Raw genomic sequence first — 22,638 nt, 5'->3', positions numbered from 1 at the left:
GCGGCGGGCCTTGCGCGGCCCGCCGATATCCGCATTGTGACGCCTCCAGAACGGGAGGTTCTTCAATGTTGCGTCCGCTGCTCGCGCTTTCCCTTTGCTCGGTCGCGCTTCCCGCGCTCGCCCAGTCCGCGCCGCCCGCCGCCCCGCCCGCCGCGACCGCGCCGGCGGGCCCCAATCGTTTGTTCACCGGACAGGATCTGTTCGACCTCGAGATCGCGACCGATCCGCAGATCAGCCCGGATGGATCGAAGATCGTCTATGTCCGGCGATCGAACGACATCATGACCGATCGCGCGCGGTCGACGCTGTGGCTGATCGACGTTGCAAGCGGCGCGCAGGAGCCGCTGGTCGCAGGCCCCGGCAATCATATGAGCCCGCGCTGGTCGCCCGACGGCAAGCGCCTGGCCTATGTCTCGACCGCCGAGGGCGGCGGCGCGCAGCTTCATGTCCGCTGGATGGATCGCGGCGAGACCGCGCGCATCACCGGCCTGCCCGATTCGCCCGGCAGCATCGCCTGGCCCCCCGACGGGCGTCGGATCGCCTATATCCTGACGGTTCCCGGCGACGGGATGAAGCTGGGCAAGCCGCTGGCCAAGCCCGAGGGCGCCAAATGGGCCGAGCCGCTGGAGGTGATCGACAAGGTCAATTACCGCAATGACGGCGGCGGCTATGTGAAGCCGGGCTTCGACCATATCTTTATCGTGTCCGCCGATGGCGGCGCGCCGCGCCAGCTGACCTTTGGCGACATGCACGATGCCGGACCGCTGGCCTGGACACCCGACGGCAACTCGATCCTGTTCAGCACGATCCGCGGCAAGGATTGGGAGCGCAGCTTCAACTCCGAAGTGTACAGCCTCGACATCGCCAGCGGCGCGATCCGCCCGCTGACGACGCGCGACGGCCCGGACGGTGCGCCGGTCATCTCGCCCGATGGCAGCCGCATCGCCTATCTCGGCTTCGACGATGCGCGGCGCAGCTACGAGAATACCGAACTCTATGTGATGAACCGCGACGGCAGCGGCGCCCGGTCGCTGACGCCGGGCGCGGACGTCAGCATCGACAGCGCGCTATGGGCGGCGGATGGCCGGTCGCTGCTGGTCAGCTATGAGAAGTCGGGCATCGCCCGGGTCGCGCGCGTTTCGCTCGACGGCAAGCTGACCCAGCTGCCGCTGGAACTGGCTCCTGCCCAGCTCGACCGTCCCTATGCCGGGGGCAGCTTCACCGTCGCGCGCAACGGCGCGATCGCCTTTACCGGCGGCAGCGCGCTGCGCCCCGCCGATGTGCATGTGACCAGCGGCGGCAATGATCGCCGCCTGACCCGGCTGAACGAGGAGACCTTAAGCGCCAAATCGCTCGGCCAGGTGCGACGCATCACCGCCAAGGCGCCCGACGGCCGCGAAATCGAATCCTGGCTGACGACCCCGCCCGGCTATGTCGCCGGTTCGCGGGTGCCGCTGATCCTGGAAATCCATGGCGGTCCGCACACCGCCTATGGCCCCTGGTTCGCGACCGACAATCAGCTCTATGCCGGCGCGGGCTATGCCGTGCTGTCGGTCAATCCGCGCGGATCGACCTCCTATGGCGAGGAATTCGCCAATCTGATCAACAAGAATTATCCCGGCCCCGATTATGACGACCTGATCGCGTCGGTCGACGCGGTGATCGCGCAGGGCGTGGCCGATCCCGACAATCTGTTCGTGACCGGCGGATCGGGCGGCGGCGTGCTGACGACCTGGATCGTCGGCAAGACCAACCGCTTCAAGGCGGCGGCAGCACAGAAGCCGGTGATCAACTGGATCAGCGAGGCGCTGACGATGGACAATACCGTCTTCACTTCGCGCTACTGGTTCAGCAAGCTGCCCTGGGAAGACCCGATGTCCTATTGGCAGCGCTCGCCGCTGAGCGTGGTCGGATCGATCTCGACCCCGACCTTGGTGGTGGTGGGCAGCGAGGATTACCGCACCCCGGTGAGCGAGAGCGAGCAGCTCTATGCCGCGCTGCAGATCCGGGGCGTGCCCACAGCCCTGGTGAAGGTACCCGGCGCCAGCCATGGCGGCATCGCCGCGCGCCCGTCGCAATCGGCGGCGAAGGCGGGGGCGATCCTGGCCTGGTTCGACAAATATCGGGCGAAGCCGGGCAGCGGTCAGTGAGGTGCTGATGGCAGGGTTGGCCGAGCAGCGCCCTGCTCGGCCTCCCCCAACCAGACCGGCGTCTCACCCCGCGCCGATCGCCCTTGGCCGGCCGTCGCGGTCGACCGACACCATGGTGAACTCGGCCGACGCTGCGCGGCGGCGGTCGGCGGTCACCAGGGTTTCGGCCCAGAGCTCGACGCCGATCCGGACCGAGCTGCGCCCGGTCATCCGCACCACCGCCTGAAGCTCGACCATCTCGCCGGCGCGGATCGGCGCGACGAAGTCGATCCGGTCGGATGCCGCCATCACCATTACCGCGCGCGCATGGCGGGTGGCGGCGAGGAAGGCGGCCTTGCCCATCATCTTCAGCGCGTCGCCGCCATAGAGCGTGCCATAATGGTTGGTCTGGGGCGGGAAGACGATGTCGACATAGCGCAGCACGCCACCGCCCCCGGCATCGGGGGCGACCCCGGTCCCGATCGGCGGGATCGGGCCGCGATCCGCCACCAGGGTGAAGCGTCCGCGCGTGCAGAGCCGGCGCTCGCCGCTGACCGGCGCCTCGGCGGTCAGTTCGACCTCGACATCGAGCGAGCGGGTGCCGACCCGGACCACCCGCCCGACCGCCTCGATCATCTCGCCGACCCGGCCGGGTGCCGCGAAATCGATCCTTTCGGACGAGGCGGTGACGAACGACGCGCGGCCATGGCGCGAGGCCGCGAGAAACGCGACCTTGTCCATGTGCGCGAGCGCCATGCCGCCGAACAGCGTGCCGTGATGGTTGGCGTCGCCCGGAAAGATCATGTCGATCATCCGGACGACGCCCCCGGCGGCCTGTGCGACCGCCACGCTCAGGCCGCGACCATCGCTTCGGCGCGCAGCGTCCGTGCCGCCGCCACCATCGCCTCGATCGCCGGACGAACCTCGTCCCATTTGCGCGTCTTCAGCCCGCAATCGGGGTTCACCCAAAGCTGAGACCGGTCGAGATGCCGCTGGGCCAGGCGCATCAGCTCGACCATCTCCCCCTCGCCCGGCACGCGCGGTGCATGGATGTCGTACACGCCCGGCCCGATCGCGGCCGGGTAGCGATAGCGGGCAAAGCCTTCGAGCAGCTCCATCTGCGAGCGCGCCGTCTCGATCGAGATCACATCGGCGTCCATCGCCCCGATCGCGGGGAGGATGTCGTTGAATTCCGAATAGCACATATGGGTGTGGATCTGGGTCGCGTCGTCGACGCCCGCGGCCGAGATGCGGAAACAGTCTACCGCCCAATCGAGATAGGCCTGCCAATCACGCCGGCGCAGCGGCAGCCCCTCGCGCAGGGCAGCCTCGTCGATCTGGATCGCCCGCGCGCCTGCCGCCTCCAGGTCGAGTACCTCGTCGCGAATGGCCAGCGCGATCTGGCGGCACGACGCCTCGCGCGGCTGGTCGTCGCGCACGAAGCTCCAGTTGAGGATGGTAACCGGCCCCGTCAGCATGCCCTTGACCGGCCGGTCGGTCAGCGACTGGGCATAGCGCCACCAGTCGACCGTCATCGGCTGCGGCCGCGAGACGTCGCCATAGAGGATCGGCGGACGGACGCAGCGCGAGCCATAGCTCTGCACCCAGCCGCTGACGGTGAAGGCGAAACCCGACAGCCGCTCGCCGAAATATTGCACCATGTCGTTCCGCTCGAACTCGCCATGGACGAGCATGTCGAGTCCGACCTCCTCCTGCCAGCGGATCGCGCGCGCCGTCTCGTCGCGCAGGAACGCGTCATAGCCCGCCGAATCCAGTTCGCCGCGGTTGAAGCGCGCGCGGGCGCCGCGGACCGCCTCGGTCTGGGGGAAGGATCCGATGGTGGTGGTGGGAAAGTCGGGCAGGTCGAGGACCGCCGCCTGTGCCGCAGCGCGAGTGGCGACATCACCGTGGCGCTCACGGAATCCCGACGTCACCGCGGACATGCGCGCGGTGACCGTCACATCATGGATCAGCGGCGAGGTGCGCCGCGCGGTCGCCGCCCGGCGCGACTCGGCCAGCGCCCCTGCAACGCTCGCCGCGCCTTCGTTGAGCGCGCGCTTCAGGATCGCCAGTTCCTCGACTTTCTGCACCGCAAAGGCCAGCCACTGGACCAGTTCCGGGTCGAGCCTGCGCTCCAGCGCGAGATCGACGGGCACGTGCAGCAGCGAGCAGGACGGGGCCAGCACCAGATCGCGAACCGCGGCGATCGGCTCGATCCGCGCCAGCAGCGCGTCGAGATCGGCGCGCCAGACATTGCGCCCGTCGATCACGCCCAGCGACAGCAACAGGTCCTTCGGTGCCGCCTTCAGCAGCGCATCGATCTGTCCCGGCGCGCGGACCAGGTCGACATGGAGCCCCGCGACGGGAAGCGCCGCGGCAAAGCCGAGATTATCGTCGAGCCCGCCGAAATAGGTCGTCAGCATCAGCTTGACGCCCGGCCGGGCGAGCCGGGCATAGGCCCGCGTCAGCGCGCGTCGCTGGACATCGGACAGGTCGGTGACCAGGATCGGTTCGTCGATCTGGACCCACTGCGCCCCCGCCTGGCCGAGATGGCCGAGGATCACCGCATAGAGGCTGACCACCTCGTCGAGATAGTCGAACGGATCGACCCCGCGCCCCTTGGCCAGGCTGAGCCAGGTGACGGGGCCCAGCAGCACCGGCCGGGTCTCGAACCCCTGCGCCCGCGCCTCGCGATAGTCCTCGACCAGCTTCAGCCGGTTGAGCGCCAGCTTCTGTCCCGGCACCAGTTCGGGAACCATGTAATGATAGTTGGTGTCGAACCATTTGGTCATCTCGCACGCGGTCAGGCTGGTCTGGTCGGCACCGTCCGTCGCGTGGTGATGGCCGCAGCCGGCCGCGGTCGCACCGGTCGTGCCCCGCGCCATCGCGAAATAGGTGGCAAGATCCGCCTCGCCATCGCCCGTGCGATAGCGTTCGGGGATCGCGCCCAGCATCACGCTGGTGTCGAGCACATGGTCGTAGAGCGAGAAGTCGCCCGAGGGCAGCCAGTCGACGCCCAGCGCCTGTTGCCGCGCCCAGGCGGCGGTGCGCAGGCCGGCGGCGGCATCGAGCAGATCGGCTTCGCTGCTCCTGCCCGACCAGAAAGTCTCGAGCGCGGTCTTCAGTTCGCGGCGCGGGCCGATGCGCGGAAAGCCCAGAGTGGCAATGGAAACGGTCATGATCTTCAACCCCGAAGCATGGGGCGGAGACCCGGTACCGGACACAGGCAGGCAGGGACGGACAGAGCCCGGCCACGGCGCGCAAGCGGCCAGACCGGGCACCCCGCCGGTGGACGTTATCGCGTCGAAGGCAGGTCTCCTGGCTTGCGGGTCAGCGCGGACGGTCTGGCCTTCCCGGCGGGCGAACCCGCCAGTGACACGTGATGACCGCCGCTCGCCGCTTACAGTTGCGGGGGCAGCGCCGGATTTTTACCGGCTTCCCGTCTTAGCTCCGGCGCGGCGATACCGGCCGGAGAACCTCGACGCCCCAAGCATCGCCAAGTGCCGCGCGCACGTCAAGGCTCATATAAAGAATTCTTTATATGAGCCCGAAACGCGTCGTTCAGCCCGCCACGCTCTTCGCGATCGTCTCCGCGAATGGCGTCGTCGGACGACCGATCAGGCGCGACAGCGTCCCGCTCTCGTCGAACAATCCGCCGTTCGCCGCCGCCGCATCCGAATTGGCGATCATGTCGGCCACCGGCTCGGGCAGCCCGGCCTGGACCAGCGCACCGCGATAATCACCTTCGGACAGGTTCACATAGGGGACCTCGCGCCCCGCCTGGCGCGACAGCTCGGCCGCGAACTCGGCGAGCGTGAAGCCATGATCGCCCGCCAGTTCATGGACGACATCCGCTTCCTCGGCATCGCCGATCAGCGCGGCCGCGGCCGCCACGGCATAATCCTCTCGCGCGGCGGCCGAAATCCGGCCCTCGCCCGCGGCGCCCAGAAAGCCGCCATGCTCAAGGGCGGGCGGGATCGAGGCGGCATAATTTTCGGTATACCAGCCGTTGCGCAACAGGGTGGTGGGGATGCCACTGGCGCGCAGTAGTTCCTCGGTCTCGCGATGCTCGTCGGCCAGGCCGAGCGTCGACCGGTCTGCATGGAGCAGGCTGGTATAGGCGATCCGCTTCACCCCGGCGCGCTTCGCCGCGTCGATGACATTGGCATGCTGCGGCACCCGCGCGCCGACGGCGTTGGACGAAATCAGCAGCAGCCGATCCGCACCGGCCAGCGCCGTATCGAGCGTTTCGGGCTTCTCATAGTCGCCCGCCCGTATCTCGACGCCCTCGGGAAACAGGCCGGCGGCCTTGTCGGGACTGCGCACCACCGCGACCACTGCGGCCGGCCCGACGCGCCGGACGAGGTCGGCGACGACGAACTGGCCGAGCTGGCCGGTGGCGGCGGTCACGAAATAGCGGGTCTGTTCGGCAGTCATGGGAAAGCTCCGGTCTCGTTAATCGACATGGTCTCAGATAGAGACTAAATCGGGATCCGAAAGACGGCACGTCGCCGTCACCTGGTTACTGCGGAGAGACCATGGACGCGACCGAGACGCTGGCCGCACGATTCGACGAATGGCAGCAGTTCGAGTTCGACAGCGCGCGCTGCACCGTGCGCGGGCTGCTCGACCGGATCGGCGATCGCTGGTCGATGCTGCTGCTCTGCGCGCTGGCCGGGGAGCCGCGCCGGTTCAGCGCACTGGCCCGGCTGGTGCCCGACATCTCGAAGCGCATGCTGACCCAGACGCTGCGCGTCCTGGAAACCGACGGCTTGGTCCACCGGGACGTCCAGCCGACCGTGCCGCCCAGCGTCACCTATTCGCTCACCCCGCTCGGACGCAGCTTCACCGTCCCCTTGCTCGGCCTGATCGACTGGGCCGAGGCACATTTGCCGCAGGTGATGGAAGCCCGCGAGCGGATGAAGGCGGCGTGAGCGGCACGGCTTCCGTAGCGCATCGCGGCCCCTCGACACCCCCTCCCCGGCGCGTGTAGGTCCGCGGGCATGTCGCGATCGGCACCTCTCTGGCTGTCTGCCCCCACCCGCTTCGCCGCGCTGACCCGCGGCCAGTCATGGGTGGCGATCCTGGTCGTTTTCGCCGTGCTGGCGCTCACGCTCACCGCGCTGAACGTCCCGACGCCCGAGGCGCTGGATGCGGCGACCGGGGGCGAGCGGCATCAGACCGACCTGATGCTGTATGAGTCGATCGCGGCGGGGGTGCGCGGCGGCGGGGATTATTATGCGGTTGCGGCCGATGCGATGCGCGCGGGCGGCTATCCGCTGAAGCCGTTCCTGACGATGCGGATGCCGGGGCTGGCCAGCGTTCTGGCCGCACTGCCGCTCTGGGCCGCGCCGCTGCTGCAATTGCTGCTCGTGCTGTGCGTCGCGGCGACCTGGATGCTGCGGCTGCGCCTCGCGCTGGGGCGCAGCCTGCCGATGCTGGTGGGCGGGATATTGCTGGCCGGATCGATGCTAGCCTTCATCCAGCCGGGGCTGATCAGCTTTCACGAGATCTGGGCGGGGCTGCTGGTCGCCTGGTCGCTGGGGCTGCGGCGGCCGGGGCGCTGGGTCGAGCCCGCGGCAATCGCGCTGGCGGCGATGCTGATCCGCGAGACTGCGGCGCTTTATGCGCTGATCATGCTGGTCTTCGCGTGGCGCGATGGCGAACGGCGCGAGGCGCTTGGCTGGGGCATCGCACTGGCGCTGTTCGGGGTGGCGCTGGCGGTCCATGCCTGGGCAGTGACCGGTCTGGCCGGGCCGCTGGATGCGCGGTCGCCGGGCTGGCTCGGGCTGGAAGGCGTCGGGCTGTTCGTCAAGTCGGTGGTGCTGGGCACCGGCCTGCAACTCGTGCCGCTTTGGCTGGGCGCGGTGCTGGTCGGTGCCGCGGCGATCGGCTGGGCGTCGTGGCGCGACCCGCTGGGCGCGCGGATGATCGCGGTCATTGCCGCCTATGGTGCGGTGATTGCGATCTTCGCGCGGGTGGACACCTTCTATTGGGGGCTGATGGTGGCGCCGGTCTTCCTGCTGGGGCTGATCTTCCTGCCCGATGCGCTGCGCGATCTGGGACTCCAGGCGGCCGAGAAGCGGCGGATCACGGTCACGCGGGTGGCACGATGAGTGCCATGGCTGCTGGCTCCATGACCCTGGCGCACGGTCGGGGCAGCTCTTGGCTTCGCGCCTGGCTGCTCGGCGCGCTGCTGCCCTTTGCGATCGCCGCGCCCATCGCGGTCGTGGTGCGAGACGTGGTGACCTATGCGCTCGATCGTGGCCGGTGGCCGTCACCCGATGCGGCGTGGCTGACGGAAGTCGCCGCGCTGGTTCTTCTCGTCGCATTGGTCGCGCTCGCGGTACAGGGGATCGTGGTCGCGATCATGGCACTGGCCGAACGAAACGGCCCGAAGGCGGCGCCGGTGTGGCTGCTGGCGGGGGTGATCGCCACCACACCGCTGGTGCTGTACATGCTGTGGCCGAACCAGCCGGTGCATAAGCTGCAGGTCCTTGCCGTCTATGGGCTGGGCATGATCGGCGCCGCGGCGGGCCGGCGGATCCGGCACGGAAAGGAAAGCGAATGAGCGGGCGCGTCCTCCTGATCGTGGGCGGCGGCATTGCCGCCTACAAGGCGTGCGAGCTGGTTCGATCGCTGCGCAAGTCGGGCATTGCGGTGAAGTGCGTGCTGACCGAGGGCGGCACCCATTTCGTGACGCCGATGACGCTGGCCGCGCTGAGCGAGGCGCAGGTCTATACGACCTTGTGGGACCTGAAGGATGAGGCGGAGATGGGGCATATCCAGCTCAGCCGCGAGGCGGACCTCGTCGTCGTCGCCCCCGCGACCGCGGACCTGATGGCGAAGATGGCGGCTGGGATCGCCGACGATCTGGCGACGACGCTGCTGCTTGCCACCGACAAGCCGGTGCTGGCCGCGCCAGCGATGAACGTGCGCATGTGGCAGCACGCCGCGACACGCCGCAATGTCGCCCAACTCCGGGCCGACGGGGTGACGGTGATGGAACCCGATGAAGGCCCGATGGCTTGCGGCGAATATGGCCCGGGCCGCCTGCCCGAGCCGGAGGCGATCGTCGCCGCGATCCGACAGGCGCTGGACGCGGGGTCGGCGCCCCGCCGTCTGGCCGGACGCCATGTCCTGGTGACGGCGGGCCCGACGCATGAGCCGATCGACCCGGTACGCTATATCGCCAATCGCTCGTCGGGACGGCAGGGCTTCGCGATTGCCGAGGCGCTGGCCGAACTCGGCGCGCGGGTGACATTGGTTTCGGGGCCGGTCGCCCTCCCCACGCCTGCCGGGGTGCAGCGCGTCGATGTCGAGACCGCGCGCGAGATGGCGGAGGCGGTCGAGGCCACGCTTCCGGTTGATGCTGCCGTGATGGTTGCAGCAGTCGCCGATTGGGGGGTCGACGCTGCCGTGCAGAAGATCAAGAAGGGCGAGGGCGGGCTGCCGCCCCTGGCGCTGCGCGAAAATCCGGACATTCTCGCCACGCTCGCCCGGGGTCCGCGCCGGCCCAAGCTGGTCGTCGGCTTTGCAGCCGAGACCGAAAAGGTGGTAGAACATGCCACGGCGAAACGCGCCCGAAAGGGTGCCGACTGGATTGTCGCGAACGATGTATCGGGGGATGTCATGGGAGGCGATGCGAACACGGTTCACCTGGTCACGCCCGAGGGGGTGGACCATTGGGAGAAACTGCCCAAGCGCGAGGTCGCGCGGCGGCTGGCGGATCGGATCGCCGATGCGCTCTAGTCTGATCCTGCTCCCGCTGCTGATGGCGGGCTGCGCCTCGATGCCCGCGGCACGCGATGTCGCCGCCGCACCGCCCGAGCCCAAGCTGCATGTCGAGCGGTTCGGCGAGACCCGACCGGCCGAAGTGCGGACGCTGGTCGTGGTGATTCACGGCGATGCGGTGCCGGGATCGCGCGCCGACGAATATGCCTTTGCCGACGCCGCCGCACGCGCCATCCCGCGCAGCGCAGCGGTCGCGATCCTGCGCCCGGGCTATGACGATGCCAAGGGTAGCCGTTCGATCGGCGACCGCGGATCGGCCACCGGCGACAATTTTGCGGGCGAACAACTCAACGCGGTGGCCGATACGGTGCAGGCGCTGCGGCGCCGCTACCCCGCGGCGCGCGTGCTGGTGGTCGGCGACGCCGGCGGCGCGGCGATCGCCGCGAACCTGGCGGGCCTGCGCCCGGGCATCTTCGACGGCATGGTGCTGGTCGGATGCCCCTGCACCCTGCCCGAATGGCGCGCACACATGGCCAAGGCGACGACCAATCCGGCATGGAAACAGCCGGTGGCGAGCCTCGACCCGCTGAAGACCGCGGGCGGCGTTCGCCCGCCGCTGCGCGCCGCGGTGCTGGTGGGTGAGAAGGACCGGGTCACGCCGATCAAATTCTCGCGCGCCTATGTCGAGGCGCTGAGCCTGCGGGGCATCGCCACCGACTATCGCATCGTGCCGGGCAAGGGCCATGATCTGCTCGGCGATCCCGAAGTTCTTTCGGCGACATCGCGGCTGGCCGCGTCGCTGGGTGGAAATTCCTGAATGGCGCTGATTTCGATTGAGGTTCAACGCCTGTCCCATGGCGAGGGCCTGCCCCTGCCCGGCTACGCGACGACCGGAGCGGCGGGAATGGACGTGGTTGCGGCCGAGGCGGTGGTGATCGCTCCCGGCGCGCGACACGCGGTCGCGACCGGCTTCGCGATGGCGATCCCCGAGGGCTACGAGGTTCAGGTGCGCCCGCGCTCGGGACTGGCGCTGAAGCACGGCGTGACTTGCCTCAACACGCCGGGCACGATCGACAGCGACTATCGCGGCGAAGTGAAGGTGATCCTGGCCAATCTGGGCGACCAGCCGTTCGAGATCGCGCGCGGCGACCGCATCGCGCAACTGGTGCCCGCGCCGGTGCAGCGCGCCACGCTGGCGCTGGTCGACGCGCTGGATGCAACCGAACGCGGCAGCGGGGGTTTCGGATCGACCGGCCGATGATCGTTACGGCAAGTCTAGCACTCGCCCTGTTCGCACAGGACGCCAATATCGACTGGGCGGCACTGCCCGGTCTGCCCTATCGCGCGCCCCCGGTGGTTACCCCCGGCATGAACGAATTCGCCGCGCGCGAAGCGGTCACCCGCAAATGCCCGCTGCCCGATACGGTGGGGCCGAACCAGACCATCTCGGTCGACATCGCGGTGCTGGTCGATGCGGAAGGCGACATTCGCACCGTCGTGCCCAAGGCGATCGACTGCGCCACGGTCGAGCAATTCGCGGCAGGACTGGCGGCGGGCTTTGCGCGCGGCAACCTGCTGCCCCGAGCCGGCGCCGCGAGCGAGCAATGGTACCGGACGACGGTGACGTTCAGCTGGCGCAAGTGACCCTCAGCGACGCCGAGCTGGAGCGTTATGCGCGGCATATCGTCCTGCGCGACATCGGCGGCGGCGGCCAGATCCGGCTTCGCCAGAGCCACGCGCTGCTGATCGGCGCGGGCGGGATCGGGTCGCCGGCGATCCAGTACCTGGCGGCGGCCGGGGTCGGCCGCATCACCGTGGTCGACGACGATGTCGTCTCGCTGTCCAACCTTCAGCGCCAGACGCTGTATGCGACCGGCGAGACCGGACAGGCCAAGGTCGATGCCGCCGCCGAAGCGGTCGCGCGGCTGAATCCGGGCGTTATTTTTTCGGGCATTCGGGAGCGGATCGATGCCGCGGGAGCCGGGCGCGTACTGGCCGAGACGAAGCCGGACGTGGTGCTCGACGGGTCGGACAATTTCGCGACGCGGCTGGCGGTCGCCGATGCTGCGCACGGGTTGCGCATCCCGCTGGTGTCCGCCGCAGTCGCCGAGTTCGAGGGGCAGTTGGGGACGTTTCGCGGCTGGGAAGCGGACAAGCCCTGCTATCGCTGCTTCGTCGGACAGGATCCGGAACGCGCCGAAGTCAGCTGTTCGGAACAAGGCGTGCTCGGCGCGCTGACCGGCGTGATGGGCAGCCTGGCGGCGCTGGAGGTCATCCGCGCGCTTGCCCCGTTCGGCGAGGATAGTGCGGGCAAACTGCTGCTTGTCGATGCGCTCGCGCTCCGCTTTCGCACCTTGCGCCTGCCCAAGGATCCGGGGTGCCCCAGCTGCGCGGGCTGACGATCATCGTCGCAACGGGTGACGGGCAGCGCTTTCGCGCGGCGCTGACCCTAGCGGCGGCCAATGCCGCGCTGGGCGGGCGGACGCGGGTCTATCTGCACGAGACGGCGGTGCAGCTCATCGCGACCGACGAGCCACTGCTCACGACCGCGCTGGAAATCGGGGCGACGCTGATCGTCTGCCAGACCGGGCTGGCAGCATCGGGACTGGATGCGCGCGACCTGCCGTCAGGAGTCGAGACTGGTGGATTGGTGGCGCTCCTGGCCGATCTGGGTGAGGATCGGCTGACGACGCTCTGACGTTCAAGTCGGATCAATAGCCGCTCATCCGCAGCAGGTCGGCAAGCGCCGTGTCGGATTGCGCTTCGATCGCCAGCATCGCCGCATAGGGATCGCCCGACAGACCGAGAACCGCTGCAAAGGCAGGCTCGGTCTTGAGCCCCCCGCGCCGCGCCGCCATCACCGCAGCCCGGAAACGATCCCCGCCGAGCGCCAGCAACCGGCGCTCGACCAGGAAATGGCGCCAGCCCGGCTGGGCGACGACCGGTTCGGGACTGGCGAACAGCTCGAAATCCCAGCCTCGATCATGGAAGCGGGCGACGACCGGCCGGCCGCCGCTTCGCCACTGGTGCATGGCGAAGCCTTTGCAGTCGGCGAAGGCGGACCAGACGTAGCGGCAGAACGCTTCGGCATCCGGCGCATGGCACAGGATGTCGATATCGCTGTCCGGCAGGTCCAGACCGAGCGGCGGCGTGCCCGCGACATGCGGGTCGAACGCCGCCAGCGCAGCCAGCACCCCGCTGTCCGCCAGGGCGTCGCTGTAGCCGGGGCGGGTCACGCCATCCGCCGTCGCCGCAGACTCAACCGAGCGCCTTGCTCGCAAACTCGCGCACCGCCGGGCCGATATCCTCGCGTTGCAGCGCGACGGCGAGATTGGCCTGGATGAAGCCCGCCTTGTCGCCGCAGTCATAGCGGGTGCCGGCGAAGGTCACGCCGTGGAACGGCTGGCTCTCGATCATCTGCGCCATCGCATCGGTCAGCTGGATCTCGCCGCCCGCACCCTTGCCCTGCCCTTCGAGCACGCGCATCACCTCGGGCTGAAGGATATATCGGCCGATCACCGACAGGTTAGACGGCGCGGTACCCGGCGCAGGCTTCTCGACCAGGCCCTTCACCTCGGTCAGCGCGCCATCGGCTGCGCCCGGGGTGATGATGCCATAACGATGCGTCTGGTCGTCGGGAACGATCTCGGCACAGATCAGGTTGCCGCCCACCTTGTTATAGGCATCGACCATCTGCTTCAGGCAGCCCGGCTGGCCCAGCATGAAATCGTCGGCAAGCAGCACCGCAAAGGGCTCGTCGCCGACGATGTCGCGCGCACACCAGACCGCATGGCCAAGACCCATCGGCTCCTGCTGGCGGACATAGGCGATCGAGCCGGGCTTGAGACGCGTCGCGTCGAGCACGTCGAGCGACTTGCCGCGCGACGTCATCGTCGTCTCCAGCTCATAGGCGATGTCGAAATGGTCCTCGATCGCGCTCTTGCCGCGACCGGTCACGAAGATCATCTGCTCGATCCCCGCCTCGATCGCTTCGTCCACGGCATATTGGATCAGCGGCCGGTCGACGACGGGAAGCATCTCCTTAGGCATGGCCTTGGTCGCGGGAAGGAAACGCGTGCCGAGCCCGCCCACGGGGAATACGGCCTTGCGAAGCGGCTTGAACGACATGAGCTTCTCCTGACGCGCGATGACCATGTCGCCAAGCGACGTGATCGACGGCATTTTGCTGAATGAGTAAAGGCGCGAGCGCGAAACCGCTCAGGCGAGAGTCCCGCGCAATTCGACGGTGGTGGCAGACACGGTCAGCGTGCCGTTGGTCCCAGCCTGAAGCGCGGCCACCGCCTGGGTGCCAGTGACGAGGGCAGCCTGCGCTTCCGGAATGATGCCGACGGTTCCCGCAACGACGGTGCTTGCTCCGGTTCCGATCAACACTTGACGGCGGTCCATGACGTCATCCCCCTGCTTCGCTGGTCCGTGACCATATAGAATATACGCGGCAGTGCACCAACACTGATCTTGCCGATTGGACAATGCTGAAACAATCCAGAAACATTTCCTTGTTTCTAAACCGTTTCGGTATCGCAACAAATCGATTTCATTTGCAATCTGGCGCCTCCGGCGTAGGTAATTATACTAGGTGCGTAACGAGGGGGTGGCTCCATGGCCGGGTTCGACATTCTCAACATCATCGGCGACGACTGGAACGATGCGAACTCGCTGTTCGGAGGCATCAAGCTCTCGGTGGTGGACAAGGGATCCTTCTCGACCTCGCGCTTCCTCGAATTCGCGCTGAACGGCGCTCCGATCTACCGCGTGCTCAAGAGCGGGGAGACGGTGATCAGCACCGCATCGGGCACGTCGCTGGGCGGCATCGCGCTGCGCGGTGGCGCCGGTGAGATGGCGCTGACATCGCAGATCCATCCCGCAACCGGCGCGCCTGCCGATGTGCTGCGCTATTATTGGGAGGGCACGCCGGGCCAGGTCTCGGTGATCCGCGGCATGGGAACCGACCGCCTGTCGATCGAGAGCAGCGGCGCGATGGTCCATATCGCCCAGAATAGCCGCTACGAATTCGAAGGCTATGGCGCACCGCGCCTGTCGTTCGTCGGCTACGAGGCCGGCTCTGCGATCGGCAAGACGGTCGACTTCAACAATCTGGGTCAGACGCCGACGCGCGCAAATCCCGTGGTATCGGTTTCGACCAGCAGCATGGATGCGGACCCGCTGCACATCGGTACCTATAACGGCCAGAGCTGGACAACGACCGCACGATTCCGCGCCAACGGGCAGTTGAACACGCCCGGGGTCATCGCATTGGCGCCAACCGGTTCGCCCCGCGGATTCGCTGCGCAGAACGCATCGGAAAGCGTCGCCCGCTTCTTCTTCGGAATCGACGCCTTCGATACGGCGTTCATCGGCGCAGGCCCGGGCGTATCCTCGCTCGACAGCTACATCTTCCGCGCGGGCACGAACATGTGGAGCTATGGCGGCAAGACGGCGGCCTTCCCCGCAATCAAGCGCGCAGGCACGGCGCTGCAGGCGAAACTGGCGACCGACACCGATTTCGCACCGCTCCAGGGCAAGCTGACGACCCACAATGTCGCTGCGACCGGCACCATCACGCCGAACCGCACCCTCACTCTCTATGACGCTGCCGGAGTCGCCTACAAGGTGCCCTGCGTCGCTGCCTGAACGGACGACCTGTCATGACTGCCAAGATCCTGCTGGAACTCGACGACACCGAGTTCCGCACCATGCTCGCCCTGCTCGACATTGCGGTGCGCGCCAATGGCCTGCGCGCCGCCAAGGACGCGATGCCGCTGACCGCCAAGATGGAAGCCGCCTATCTGGCCGCCCATCCCGAAGCCGCCGAGGCGGTGGAGTAAGCCGTTGACATCGTTCGCGCCCGGGTGAACAGCCGGGCGCGAGCGCGCTTCCCGGCGCCGCAAGAGGATTGGCGCGGACATGTGCGGCATCAACGGTATTTTCGCGTGGCATGACGGCGCGCCCGCGGTCGACCGCGCGGAACTCGCGCGCACGCGCGACCGGATGGCGGCGCGCGGCCCCGACGGCACCGGCGAATGGCTGTCACCCGACGGACGGGTCGGCCTGGGCCACCGCCGCCTGGCGATCATCGACCTCTCCGATGCCGGGCTGCAGCCCATGGCGAGCGGCGACGGACGGCTGACGCTCGTCTTCAACGGCGAAATCTACAATTACCGCGCACTTCGCGCCGAACTCGAAGCGGCGGGGGTCCACTTTGCGAGCGAGTCGGACAGCGAGGTCATCTTGCAGCTCTACGCCCGCGAAGGCGCGGCGATGGTCTCGCGGTTGCGCGGCATGTTCGCGATCGCGATCTGGAACGCGGAGACGCGCGAGATGCTGTTCGCGCGCGATCCGATGGGGATCAAGCCGCTCTACTGGCATGACGATGGCCACACGATCCGCTTCGCCAGCCAGGTCAAGGCGCTGATCGCGGGCGGCGCGATCCCGGGTGGGATCGAACCGGCCGCACTGACGGGCTTCTATCTGTGGGGCAGTGTTCCCGAGCCCTGGACGATCCGCGAGGGCGTCTTCGCCCTTCCCCCCGGCCACACGATGCGGGTCAGTGCGTCCGGCGTCGAGGCGCCGAAGCGCTATCACTCAGTCGCCGGCGCGTGGCGCAATGCGGAGCGATCGGGCGAGACGGTCGGGGACGAGGCTATCGCCGCCGCCCTTGCCGACAGCGTCGCGCATCATCTGGTCGCTGACGTGCCCGTCGGCTGCTTCCTGTCTGCCGGTGTCGACTCCGGCGCCCTGCTCGGCCTGATGCGCGATGCCGGTGCGCAGAATGTCCAGACGGTGACGCTCGGCTTCGACGAGTTCCAGGGTCGCCATGACGACGAGGTCAGCCTGGCGGCGCAGGTCGCGCGCCATTACGGCATGCCGCATACCGTGCGCACCGTGGGAGAGGCCGAGTTCCAGGAGGACCTGCCCAAGATCCTCGATGCGATGGACCAGCCCTCGATCGACGGCGTCAACAGCTGGTTCGTCAGCAAGGCGGCACGCGAGCTGGGGTTGAAGGTCGCGGTCTCGGGACTTGGCGGGGACGAGCAATTCGGCGGCTACCCCTCTTTCCGCGACCTGCCCGCCTGGACCCGCCGATTCGGTATGGCCCGACCGTTCGGCGCGATCGCCCGCAGTCTGCTGACCGGTATCGGGACACAGCGGCTCGGCCTCAATCCCAAGGCGGCGGGCATGCTGGAATATGGCGGCAGCTGGGCCGGCGCCTATCTGCTGCGCCGGGGCATCTTCATGCCCTGGGAACTCGAAGCGATGATGGACCGCGACACGCTGCGCACCGGCCTCGCCCGGCTCGGGCCCGATTTCGGCGTGGGCACTGCGTTCGACGTCACGCCGGACAGCGATTTCGGCAAGGTCGCGGCGATGGAAGCCTCGCTCTATATGCGCAACCAATTGCTGCGCGACACCGACTGGGCAAGCATGGCGCACGGCCTCGAGGTACGCGTGCCGCTGGTCGACGCGGTGCTGCTCGACCGGGTCGGTCCGGCGATGGTCGGCCCCGATGCCGAGGCCGGCAAGGGCGCGCTCGCCCGGGCGCCGAAGCTTCCCCTGCCCGATTTCATCGTCAACCGGCCCAAGACCGGGTTCGGCACGCCGGTGGGCAGCTGGGCGCGCAAGATGATCGCCGGCACCAGCGCGCCGCCGCTGGTGAGCGGTGCGAAAACGCCATGGGCGCGCCGCTGGGCTTTCCATGTGGCGTCGCAACAGGCATGGAGCGGCCCGAACAAGGCCTCGAACCTAGCGAGCGTATGAACCCAATATGTTGATATTGGCTACCCTTCACAAGCTCCGCCGCCGCCTAAGCGTCAATGGAGGCGGGGATCTACAAAATCAGAGCGATTACTGGAAGAACGTCGCGATGCTCGCCACTGGGAGTTCTGCATCGCAGCTGATCGGCATCGTTTCAATGGTAATGATTGCACGACTTTACGACCCTTCCGAATTCGGCATCTTCGCTGTATTCACTGCCTACTCCGGAATGCTCGCACTGGTCGCCACGGCGAAATACGATGCCGCAGTATTTATGGCGCGCCGTCCTCGTGAGGCAGCCGACCTGACAATGCTCGGTATCGCGATCTCCGGGATCGCAGGTCTTTTCATCTTGCTGCTGACGCCAGCGCTCACGCCTCTGCTAGTCAGTGAAACGGCGCAACCCACTGCGTTCATGGTCCTCATGGCGGTCGCGACCGCTAGCGGCGGCGCGATGGCAGCAATTATGGCTTGGGCAATGCAGGTTAAGGCGTTCAAAATCGTGACCCAAGGCCGGGTGGCGCAATCGATACTCGTCGCCGTACTAGGTGTTGGTCTCGGGTTACTGAACTGGGGCGCAATCGGGTTAATCATAGCACTGGTCGCCGGGCAGATTATCATCTGCTCGTTTCTTGTCTGGCACCTTGGTTTCTTGGCTCAGGCCCGCCAATTTCGTTGGCGCGCGGCACGCGTGCGAGCCCTACGCAACATTCGTTTTCCCCAATACCTGCTGCTTAGTGAGCTGTTGAACTTTGTGGGAAACAATGTGATCTCTTTCGTATCCCCCGCGCTGTTTGGCGTTGCACAGCTTGGGCAATACAATATCAGCCAGCGTGTATCCGCGGCGCCGATCACGGTGATCGGCACAGCGATGTCGGGGGTTTTCCGAAGCGCTGTCAGTCCGCAGCATCTGAGCGACAAACACCATATCCGTAAATTGTTCCGGCTGACCTTTGTGCGACTGTGCGCGATTGGTGGGGGGCTCACGCTTCCCCTGCTGCTTGCCGGTCCAAAAATATTCGAAATTCTACTTGGACAAAAATGGTCGGTCGCTGGCCACTATGTGCAAATTCTGTCGCCTCTAATCTTTATCCGGTTCGTCGCAAGTCCGCTTAGCGCGGTACTGCTTCTAACTAATCACCAGCGTCTAGATGCAATTCTGCAAACTCTTTTTGTGATAGCTGCAGCCATGGCCGTCATAGCAGGGGCTTGGACAAGTAGCTTCTTATTGATGCTGATTACTCTTACAATTCTGCAGACTATAATTTACTGCATTTACCTAGTCATCTCCTACAAACTTGTGATGGAAATGAGCCCCGCATGAATATCGAAAAAGATTATTACGAAAATCCCGACTTCTGGGCGGACGATATCTTCGCTGGTGATAGTGAACGATTTCGTGGGGTTCTCGATTTGATTCCGGACGACGCGCGTACGCTCCTTGATGTCGGCTGTGGAAACGGAGCTTTCCTCCATTTCGTGCTGGACAGCGGGCGCACTTTCGACCGGCTGCACGGCGCGGACCGTTCGCAAACGGCCCTGTCACGGGTCCGGACGGACAAGACTCTCGCCTCTATCGAGAATCTGGCTTTCCGCGACCGGGCCTTCGATGCGGTGACCTGTCTTGAGGTAATAGAGCACCTGCCACACGGGATCTACGATCAGGGACTTGCCAATCTGTGCAGAATCGCGGGAAAATATGTCGTGATTGGAGTGCCGTTCGACGAGGATATTGAGGCCGATTTAGTACGGTGCCCCTCCTGCACCGGCCGATTTAATCCAGACTATCATCTCCGCCGTTATTCGGAAGACTCGCTCAACGACCTGTTGCTTCCGTATGGTTTCCAATCCGCAGGCAGGCTGTTGTTCGGGGCGATGGCCAGATATCTTTTCGTGACGGGCTGGCTTCAGCGACGCAACCGTGCGCGGCGAAATGGAAATCCTTTTCATACCGCGATCCCCTGCCCGATGTGCGGTTTCAGTCTGCCACCACGAATAGACAGTTCCGCGATCGCTTCGCCAGCCCCGAGCGCCGCTCCTGCTGCAAGGGAAGTGTTGGGGGTGTTGGCTAAGAAAATATTGCGCACCGGCCCCAGCTATGGCGGTATTGCAATGGTTTACCGGCGATCCGCATGACGGTCATCGTCGACTATGACGCCGGCAATATCGGATCGGTCGCCAACATCTGCAAAAAGGCGGGCGGCAAGACCGAGATCTCGTCCAATCCCGATCGCATCGCGGCGGCCGGCAAGCTGATCCTGCCCGGCGTCGGCCATTTTGGCCGGGCGATGGCGCGACTGAACGACAGCGGCATTCGCGCCGCACTCGATGCCGCGCACGATCGCGGCGTGCCGATCCTGGGCATCTGCCTCGGCATGCAATTGCTGTCGAAGCATAGCGAGGAAGGCGATACCGAGGGGCTCGGCTGGGTCGATGCCGTCACCCGTCGCTTCGACCTGCCCGCCCCGCTCAAGGTCCCGCACATGGGCTGGAACGAGGTCGCGTTCACCCGGCCCGACCTGCTGACCCAGGGGATGGAGGACGAGGCGCGCTTCTACTTCGTCCACAGCTATTATGTGGAGGCGCTGTCGGAATCGGCGGTGCTCGGGCGCACCGACTATGGCGGCCCGTTCGTCTCGGTCGTGCAGCAGGGCAATGTCTGGGGCTTCCAGTGCCATCCGGAGAAGAGCCATCGCTATGGCCTCGCGGTGGTCCGCAACTTCCTCGACAAGGTTCCCGCGCTGTGAAGGGCGCCCTGCCCCGCGTCATCCCCGCCCTGCTGCTGCGCGGCGAGGGACTGGTGAAGACCGTGCGCTTCCGCTACGCCAAATATGTCGGCGATCCGATCAACGCCGTGCGCCTGTTCAACGACCTGGAAGTCGACGAGCTGATCTTCCTCGACATCGACGCGACGGCGAAGGGCCGCGAGCCCGCCTATGACCATATCGCCGAGATCGCGAGCGAGGCGTTCATGCCGATCTGCTATGGCGGCGGCGTCAATCATTTCGATCAGGCGGCCCGGCTGTTCAAGTCCGGCGTCGAGAAGATTGCGCTGACGACCGCGCTGGTCGAGAAGCCCGAACTGGTTCGCCAGATCGCCGACACGTTCGGCGAACAATCGGTCGTCGCCGGGATCGACGTGCGCAAGGACTGGCTCGGCCGTCAGCGCGCCATGATCCGCTCGGGCGGCAGGAAATCCTCCTATGATCCCGTCACGCTCGCGCGGCGTGCCGCGGAGCTGGGCGCCGGCGAGATCATGCTGACCTCGATCGACCGCGAGGGCGGCTATCAGGGCTATGATCTCGAGCTGGTCCGAGCAGTGAGCTCGGCCGTGCCGGTCCCGGTCATCGCCCATGGCGGCGCCGGCGACCTGACCCATCTGCGCCAGGCGGTGGATGCCGGCGCATCCGCCGTCGCGGCAGGCAGCCTGTTCATCTACAAGGGCCCGCATCGCGCGGTGCTGGTCAACTATCCGAAGCAGGCACGATTGCGCGAGTTGCTCGGCGTCCCTAGGTCCGGATGATGTCGAGCCTGAGTTACCGCGTGTGCACGCGATGCGTGATGGACACGACCGATCCCGACATCGTGTTCGACGATCAGGGCGTGTGCAACCATTGCCACGACCATCTGCGCGACATCGCGACGCAGGTCGTGCCGGGCGATGCCGGCCGGCGCAAGCTGGAGGCGATCGCCGAGACCCTGAAGCGGGCACATCATGGCAAGCCCTATGACTGCATCATCGGCGTCTCGGGCGGCGTGGATTCGAGCTATGTCGCCTGGCTGGTCAGGGATCTCGGCCTGCGTCCGCTTGCGGTGCATCTCGACAATGGCTGGAACTCGGTCATCGCAGTCAGCAACATCGCGAACCAGATCGAGGCGCTGGACATCGACCTCTATACCCATGTCATCGACTGGGCCGAATATAAGGACATCCAGCGCGCGTTCCTGAAGGCGTCGCTGCCCGATGTGGAAGTGCCGACCGACCACGCGATCAACTCGATCATGTTCAAGGTGGCCGAGAAGTTCGGGATCAGCACGGTGCTGCGCGGCGGCAATGTCGTGACAGAGAGTCACCATCCGCCCCGCTGGTCGCAGGGACATATGGACTATGGCTATATTTCCGACGTGCACCGCAAGTTCGGCAGCGGGAAGGTGAAGACCTATCCGCACCTGAACTTCGTCCAGTTCCTCCAGCTGTACCGCGGCGGCTTCGTCGAGACGATCGACCTGCTCAACTATGCCGATTACTCGCGCGAGAAGGCGCTGGCGCGGATCGAGAGCGACCTGGGCTGGCGCGACTATGGCGGCAAACACCATGAAAGCATCTTCACCCGCTGGTTCCAGGGCGTGTACCTTCCGCGCAAGTTCGATTTCGACAAGCGCAAGATGCACCTGTCGAGCCTGATCTCGACCGACCAGATCACCCGCGACCAGGCGCGCGCGAAGCTCCAGCAGCCGACCTATGACGAGGCGTTGCAGGACGAGGATTGCGATTTCGTCGCCAAGAAGCTGGGTTTCACCCGCGCCGAGCTCGACGCGATCATGGCGGCGCCGGCTGCGCATTTCGAGGATTTCGACAGCTGGACGAAACGCCTCGACGGCCCGATGTTCGCCCTGGCGAAGCGCGCCGTCAGGATGGTCCGACGGACGCCGGCCTGACCGATCAGGCCAGCGCCGCGTCGTAGATTTCGCGCAGTCTCTCGCTGTGCCGCTGCGGGTTGTGCATCGTCGCGATCCGCTCCAGCGCAACCTTGCCCTTGGTCGCGATCGATGCCGGGTCGGCCAGGATCGCCACGCGGTACAGCGCGTGCGTGGGATAGCGGAACAGATTGTCGGTCCGCACCCGCTCCACATCCGGCGCGGGCGACCCGATGATGTTGCGGACATTGGCATATTCGCGCTGCGCCCAGCCGACCTTCAACGGCCGCACCATCGGCACCCGGGCATGCGGTTCGTGGCTCACTTTTCTATCCCCAGATGTCGGAACGGCTTAGAAACATCG

At 66.6% G+C, this 22,638-nt stretch carries 25 protein-coding genes and 1 riboswitch; of the genes, 18 read left to right on the top strand and 7 right to left on the bottom strand.

Annotated elements, in window-relative coordinates; translation table 11 throughout:
• The first annotated feature begins 65 nt into the window (after positions 1-65).
• Complete coding sequence (locus ACZ1H8_RS15710; RefSeq protein ID WP_465178118.1) at positions 66-2,150, top strand: S9 family peptidase; 2,085 nt, start codon at positions 66-68, stop codon at positions 2,148-2,150.
• A gap of 63 nt (positions 2,151-2,213) precedes the next feature.
• Here ACZ1H8_RS15710 and ACZ1H8_RS15705 read toward each other — a convergent pair whose 3' ends face one another.
• From ACZ1H8_RS15705 to ACZ1H8_RS15695, 3 genes are all read right to left on the bottom strand, one after another.
• Positions 2,214-2,978: an acyl-CoA thioesterase gene (locus ACZ1H8_RS15705; protein ID WP_465178117.1), complete on the bottom strand. Its 765-nt coding sequence runs from the start codon at positions 2,976-2,978 to the stop codon at positions 2,214-2,216.
• A gap of 2 nt (positions 2,979-2,980) precedes the next feature.
• Positions 2,981-5,308: a 5-methyltetrahydropteroyltriglutamate--homocysteine S-methyltransferase gene (metE, locus tag ACZ1H8_RS15700; RefSeq protein ID WP_465178116.1), complete on the bottom strand. Its 2,328-nt coding sequence runs from the start codon at positions 5,306-5,308 to the stop codon at positions 2,981-2,983.
• A 112-nt stretch (positions 5,309-5,420) separates the two neighbouring features.
• Positions 5,421-5,624: riboswitch (cobalamin riboswitch) on the bottom strand.
• 66 nt (positions 5,625-5,690) lie between these two features.
• Positions 5,691-6,566, bottom strand: coding sequence for an SDR family oxidoreductase (locus ACZ1H8_RS15695; protein ID WP_465178115.1), 876 nt, complete (start codon positions 6,564-6,566; stop codon positions 5,691-5,693).
• Between the two features lie 101 nt (positions 6,567-6,667).
• Here ACZ1H8_RS15695 and ACZ1H8_RS15690 point away from each other — a divergent pair, with 101 nt between their 5' ends.
• From ACZ1H8_RS15690 to ACZ1H8_RS15650, 9 genes are all read left to right on the top strand, one after another.
• Positions 6,668-7,063 carry a winged helix-turn-helix transcriptional regulator gene (locus ACZ1H8_RS15690; protein ID WP_465178114.1) on the top strand — a complete coding sequence of 132 codons (396 nt, stop codon included), beginning with the start codon at positions 6,668-6,670 and terminating at the stop codon, positions 7,061-7,063.
• Between the two features lie 69 nt (positions 7,064-7,132).
• Complete coding sequence (locus tag ACZ1H8_RS15685) at positions 7,133-8,245, top strand: hypothetical protein (RefSeq protein ID WP_465178113.1); 1,113 nt, start codon at positions 7,133-7,135, stop codon at positions 8,243-8,245.
• A 5-nt stretch (positions 8,246-8,250) separates the two neighbouring features.
• Complete coding sequence (locus ACZ1H8_RS15680) at positions 8,251-8,700, top strand: hypothetical protein (protein WP_465178112.1); 450 nt, start codon at positions 8,251-8,253, stop codon at positions 8,698-8,700.
• A complete protein-coding gene (gene coaBC, locus ACZ1H8_RS15675; RefSeq protein ID WP_465178110.1) occupies positions 8,697-9,881 on the top strand; it encodes a bifunctional phosphopantothenoylcysteine decarboxylase/phosphopantothenate--cysteine ligase CoaBC in 1,185 nt (394 codons plus the stop codon). The genes ACZ1H8_RS15680 and coaBC overlap by 4 nt, the downstream gene beginning before the upstream one ends.
• A complete protein-coding gene (locus ACZ1H8_RS15670; protein ID WP_465178109.1) occupies positions 9,871-10,680 on the top strand; it encodes an alpha/beta hydrolase family protein in 810 nt (269 codons plus the stop codon). Before coaBC ends, ACZ1H8_RS15670 begins: the two co-directional genes overlap by 11 nt.
• Positions 10,681-11,124 carry a dUTP diphosphatase gene (gene dut, locus ACZ1H8_RS15665; protein ID WP_110153687.1) on the top strand — a complete coding sequence of 148 codons (444 nt, stop codon included), beginning with the start codon at positions 10,681-10,683 and terminating at the stop codon, positions 11,122-11,124.
• A complete protein-coding gene (locus ACZ1H8_RS15660) occupies positions 11,121-11,507 on the top strand; it encodes a hypothetical protein (RefSeq protein WP_465178108.1) in 387 nt (128 codons plus the stop codon). The genes dut and ACZ1H8_RS15660 overlap by 4 nt, the downstream gene beginning before the upstream one ends.
• Complete coding sequence (locus ACZ1H8_RS15655) at positions 11,504-12,262, top strand: HesA/MoeB/ThiF family protein (RefSeq protein WP_465178107.1); 759 nt, start codon at positions 11,504-11,506, stop codon at positions 12,260-12,262. Before ACZ1H8_RS15660 ends, ACZ1H8_RS15655 begins: the two co-directional genes overlap by 4 nt.
• Positions 12,241-12,561, top strand: coding sequence for a hypothetical protein (locus ACZ1H8_RS15650; RefSeq protein ID WP_465178106.1), 321 nt, complete (start codon positions 12,241-12,243; stop codon positions 12,559-12,561). The genes ACZ1H8_RS15655 and ACZ1H8_RS15650 overlap by 22 nt, the downstream gene beginning before the upstream one ends.
• Positions 12,562-12,574: 13 nt before the next feature.
• On the opposite strand, the gene ACZ1H8_RS15645 is transcribed toward ACZ1H8_RS15650, so the two are convergent.
• The 3 genes from ACZ1H8_RS15645 to ACZ1H8_RS15635 form a co-directional block, all read right to left on the bottom strand.
• Entirely contained in the window at positions 12,575-13,099 is a 525-nt protein-coding gene (locus ACZ1H8_RS15645; RefSeq protein ID WP_465178105.1) for a DUF4269 domain-containing protein, read from the bottom strand.
• Between the two features lie 22 nt (positions 13,100-13,121).
• Positions 13,122-13,991, bottom strand: coding sequence for a UTP--glucose-1-phosphate uridylyltransferase GalU (gene galU / locus ACZ1H8_RS15640; RefSeq protein ID WP_465181408.1), 870 nt, complete (start codon positions 13,989-13,991; stop codon positions 13,122-13,124).
• A 90-nt stretch (positions 13,992-14,081) separates the two neighbouring features.
• Positions 14,082-14,270, bottom strand: a complete 189-nt coding sequence (locus ACZ1H8_RS15635) for a hypothetical protein (RefSeq protein ID WP_465178104.1) — start codon at positions 14,268-14,270, stop codon at positions 14,082-14,084.
• Positions 14,271-14,483: 213 nt separating this feature from the next.
• On the opposite strand from ACZ1H8_RS15635, the gene ACZ1H8_RS15630 reads away from it, so the two are divergent.
• The 8 genes from ACZ1H8_RS15630 to ACZ1H8_RS15595 all read left to right on the top strand — a co-directional run bounded on the left by ACZ1H8_RS15630 (position 14,484) and on the right by ACZ1H8_RS15595 (position 22,295).
• On the top strand, positions 14,484-15,515 hold the full coding sequence (locus ACZ1H8_RS15630; protein WP_465178103.1) for a hypothetical protein: 1,032 nt from the start codon (positions 14,484-14,486) through the stop codon (positions 15,513-15,515).
• A gap of 14 nt (positions 15,516-15,529) precedes the next feature.
• Positions 15,530-15,709: a hypothetical protein gene (locus tag ACZ1H8_RS15625; protein WP_110153693.1), complete on the top strand. Its 180-nt coding sequence runs from the start codon at positions 15,530-15,532 to the stop codon at positions 15,707-15,709.
• Positions 15,710-15,788: 79 nt separating this feature from the next.
• A complete protein-coding gene (gene asnB / locus ACZ1H8_RS15620) occupies positions 15,789-17,639 on the top strand; it encodes an asparagine synthase (glutamine-hydrolyzing) (RefSeq protein WP_465178102.1) in 1,851 nt (616 codons plus the stop codon).
• 7 nt (positions 17,640-17,646) lie between these two features.
• On the top strand, positions 17,647-18,960 hold the full coding sequence (locus tag ACZ1H8_RS15615; RefSeq protein ID WP_465178100.1) for an oligosaccharide flippase family protein: 1,314 nt from the start codon (positions 17,647-17,649) through the stop codon (positions 18,958-18,960).
• Positions 18,957-19,772 (top strand): class I SAM-dependent methyltransferase, encoded by an 816-nt coding sequence (locus ACZ1H8_RS15610; protein ID WP_465178099.1) that lies wholly within the window; start codon positions 18,957-18,959, stop codon positions 19,770-19,772. The genes ACZ1H8_RS15615 and ACZ1H8_RS15610 overlap by 4 nt, the downstream gene beginning before the upstream one ends.
• A complete protein-coding gene (gene hisH, locus ACZ1H8_RS15605) occupies positions 19,769-20,383 on the top strand; it encodes an imidazole glycerol phosphate synthase subunit HisH (protein WP_465178098.1) in 615 nt (204 codons plus the stop codon). The genes ACZ1H8_RS15610 and hisH overlap by 4 nt, the downstream gene beginning before the upstream one ends.
• On the top strand, positions 20,380-21,159 hold the full coding sequence (locus ACZ1H8_RS15600) for an AglZ/HisF2 family acetamidino modification protein (protein ID WP_465178097.1): 780 nt from the start codon (positions 20,380-20,382) through the stop codon (positions 21,157-21,159). The genes hisH and ACZ1H8_RS15600 overlap by 4 nt, the downstream gene beginning before the upstream one ends.
• 38 nt (positions 21,160-21,197) lie before the next feature.
• The gene (locus ACZ1H8_RS15595) at positions 21,198-22,295 is read left to right on the top strand and encodes an N-acetyl sugar amidotransferase (RefSeq protein ID WP_465178096.1); all 1,098 of its coding nucleotides are present in this window, start codon (positions 21,198-21,200) and stop codon (positions 22,293-22,295) included.
• A gap of 4 nt (positions 22,296-22,299) precedes the next feature.
• On the opposite strand, the gene ACZ1H8_RS15590 is transcribed toward ACZ1H8_RS15595, so the two are convergent.
• Positions 22,300-22,599 carry a hypothetical protein gene (locus ACZ1H8_RS15590; RefSeq protein WP_465178095.1) on the bottom strand — a complete coding sequence of 100 codons (300 nt, stop codon included), beginning with the start codon at positions 22,597-22,599 and terminating at the stop codon, positions 22,300-22,302.
• Positions 22,600-22,638 lie beyond the last annotated feature (39 nt).

The organism is Sphingomonas sp. BL-S-25, from assembly GCF_055521555.1.
The sequence above is the reverse complement of the archived record's forward strand: the minus strand, read 5'-3'. Positions and strand labels throughout refer to the sequence as shown.

Coding starts and splice junctions, on each gene's coding strand:
- ACZ1H8_RS15710 (WP_465178118.1), top strand. CDS start 66: ATGTTGCGTCCGCTGCTCGCGCTTTCCCTTTGCTCGGTCGCGCTTCCC.
- metE (WP_465178116.1), bottom strand. CDS start 5,308: ATGACCGTTTCCATTGCCACTCTGGGCTTTCCGCGCATCGGCCCGCGC.
- ACZ1H8_RS15695 (WP_465178115.1), bottom strand. CDS start 6,566: ATGACTGCCGAACAGACCCGCTATTTCGTGACCGCCGCCACCGGCCAG.
- ACZ1H8_RS15690 (WP_465178114.1), top strand. CDS start 6,668: ATGGACGCGACCGAGACGCTGGCCGCACGATTCGACGAATGGCAGCAG.
- ACZ1H8_RS15685 (WP_465178113.1), top strand. CDS start 7,133: ATGTCGCGATCGGCACCTCTCTGGCTGTCTGCCCCCACCCGCTTCGCC.
- ACZ1H8_RS15680 (WP_465178112.1), top strand. CDS start 8,251: ATGGCTGCTGGCTCCATGACCCTGGCGCACGGTCGGGGCAGCTCTTGG.
- coaBC (WP_465178110.1), top strand. CDS start 8,697: ATGAGCGGGCGCGTCCTCCTGATCGTGGGCGGCGGCATTGCCGCCTAC.
- ACZ1H8_RS15670 (WP_465178109.1), top strand. CDS start 9,871: ATGCGCTCTAGTCTGATCCTGCTCCCGCTGCTGATGGCGGGCTGCGCC.
- dut (WP_110153687.1), top strand. CDS start 10,681: ATGGCGCTGATTTCGATTGAGGTTCAACGCCTGTCCCATGGCGAGGGC.
- ACZ1H8_RS15660 (WP_465178108.1), top strand. CDS start 11,121: ATGATCGTTACGGCAAGTCTAGCACTCGCCCTGTTCGCACAGGACGCC.
- galU (WP_465181408.1), bottom strand. CDS start 13,991: ATGTCGTTCAAGCCGCTTCGCAAGGCCGTATTCCCCGTGGGCGGGCTC.
- ACZ1H8_RS15635 (WP_465178104.1), bottom strand. CDS start 14,270: ATGGACCGCCGTCAAGTGTTGATCGGAACCGGAGCAAGCACCGTCGTT.
- ACZ1H8_RS15630 (WP_465178103.1), top strand. CDS start 14,484: ATGGCCGGGTTCGACATTCTCAACATCATCGGCGACGACTGGAACGAT.
- ACZ1H8_RS15625 (WP_110153693.1), top strand. CDS start 15,530: ATGACTGCCAAGATCCTGCTGGAACTCGACGACACCGAGTTCCGCACC.
- asnB (WP_465178102.1), top strand. CDS start 15,789: ATGTGCGGCATCAACGGTATTTTCGCGTGGCATGACGGCGCGCCCGCG.
- ACZ1H8_RS15615 (WP_465178100.1), top strand. CDS start 17,647: ATGTTGATATTGGCTACCCTTCACAAGCTCCGCCGCCGCCTAAGCGTC.
- ACZ1H8_RS15610 (WP_465178099.1), top strand. CDS start 18,957: ATGAATATCGAAAAAGATTATTACGAAAATCCCGACTTCTGGGCGGAC.
- hisH (WP_465178098.1), top strand. CDS start 19,769: ATGACGGTCATCGTCGACTATGACGCCGGCAATATCGGATCGGTCGCC.
- ACZ1H8_RS15595 (WP_465178096.1), top strand. CDS start 21,198: ATGGACACGACCGATCCCGACATCGTGTTCGACGATCAGGGCGTGTGC.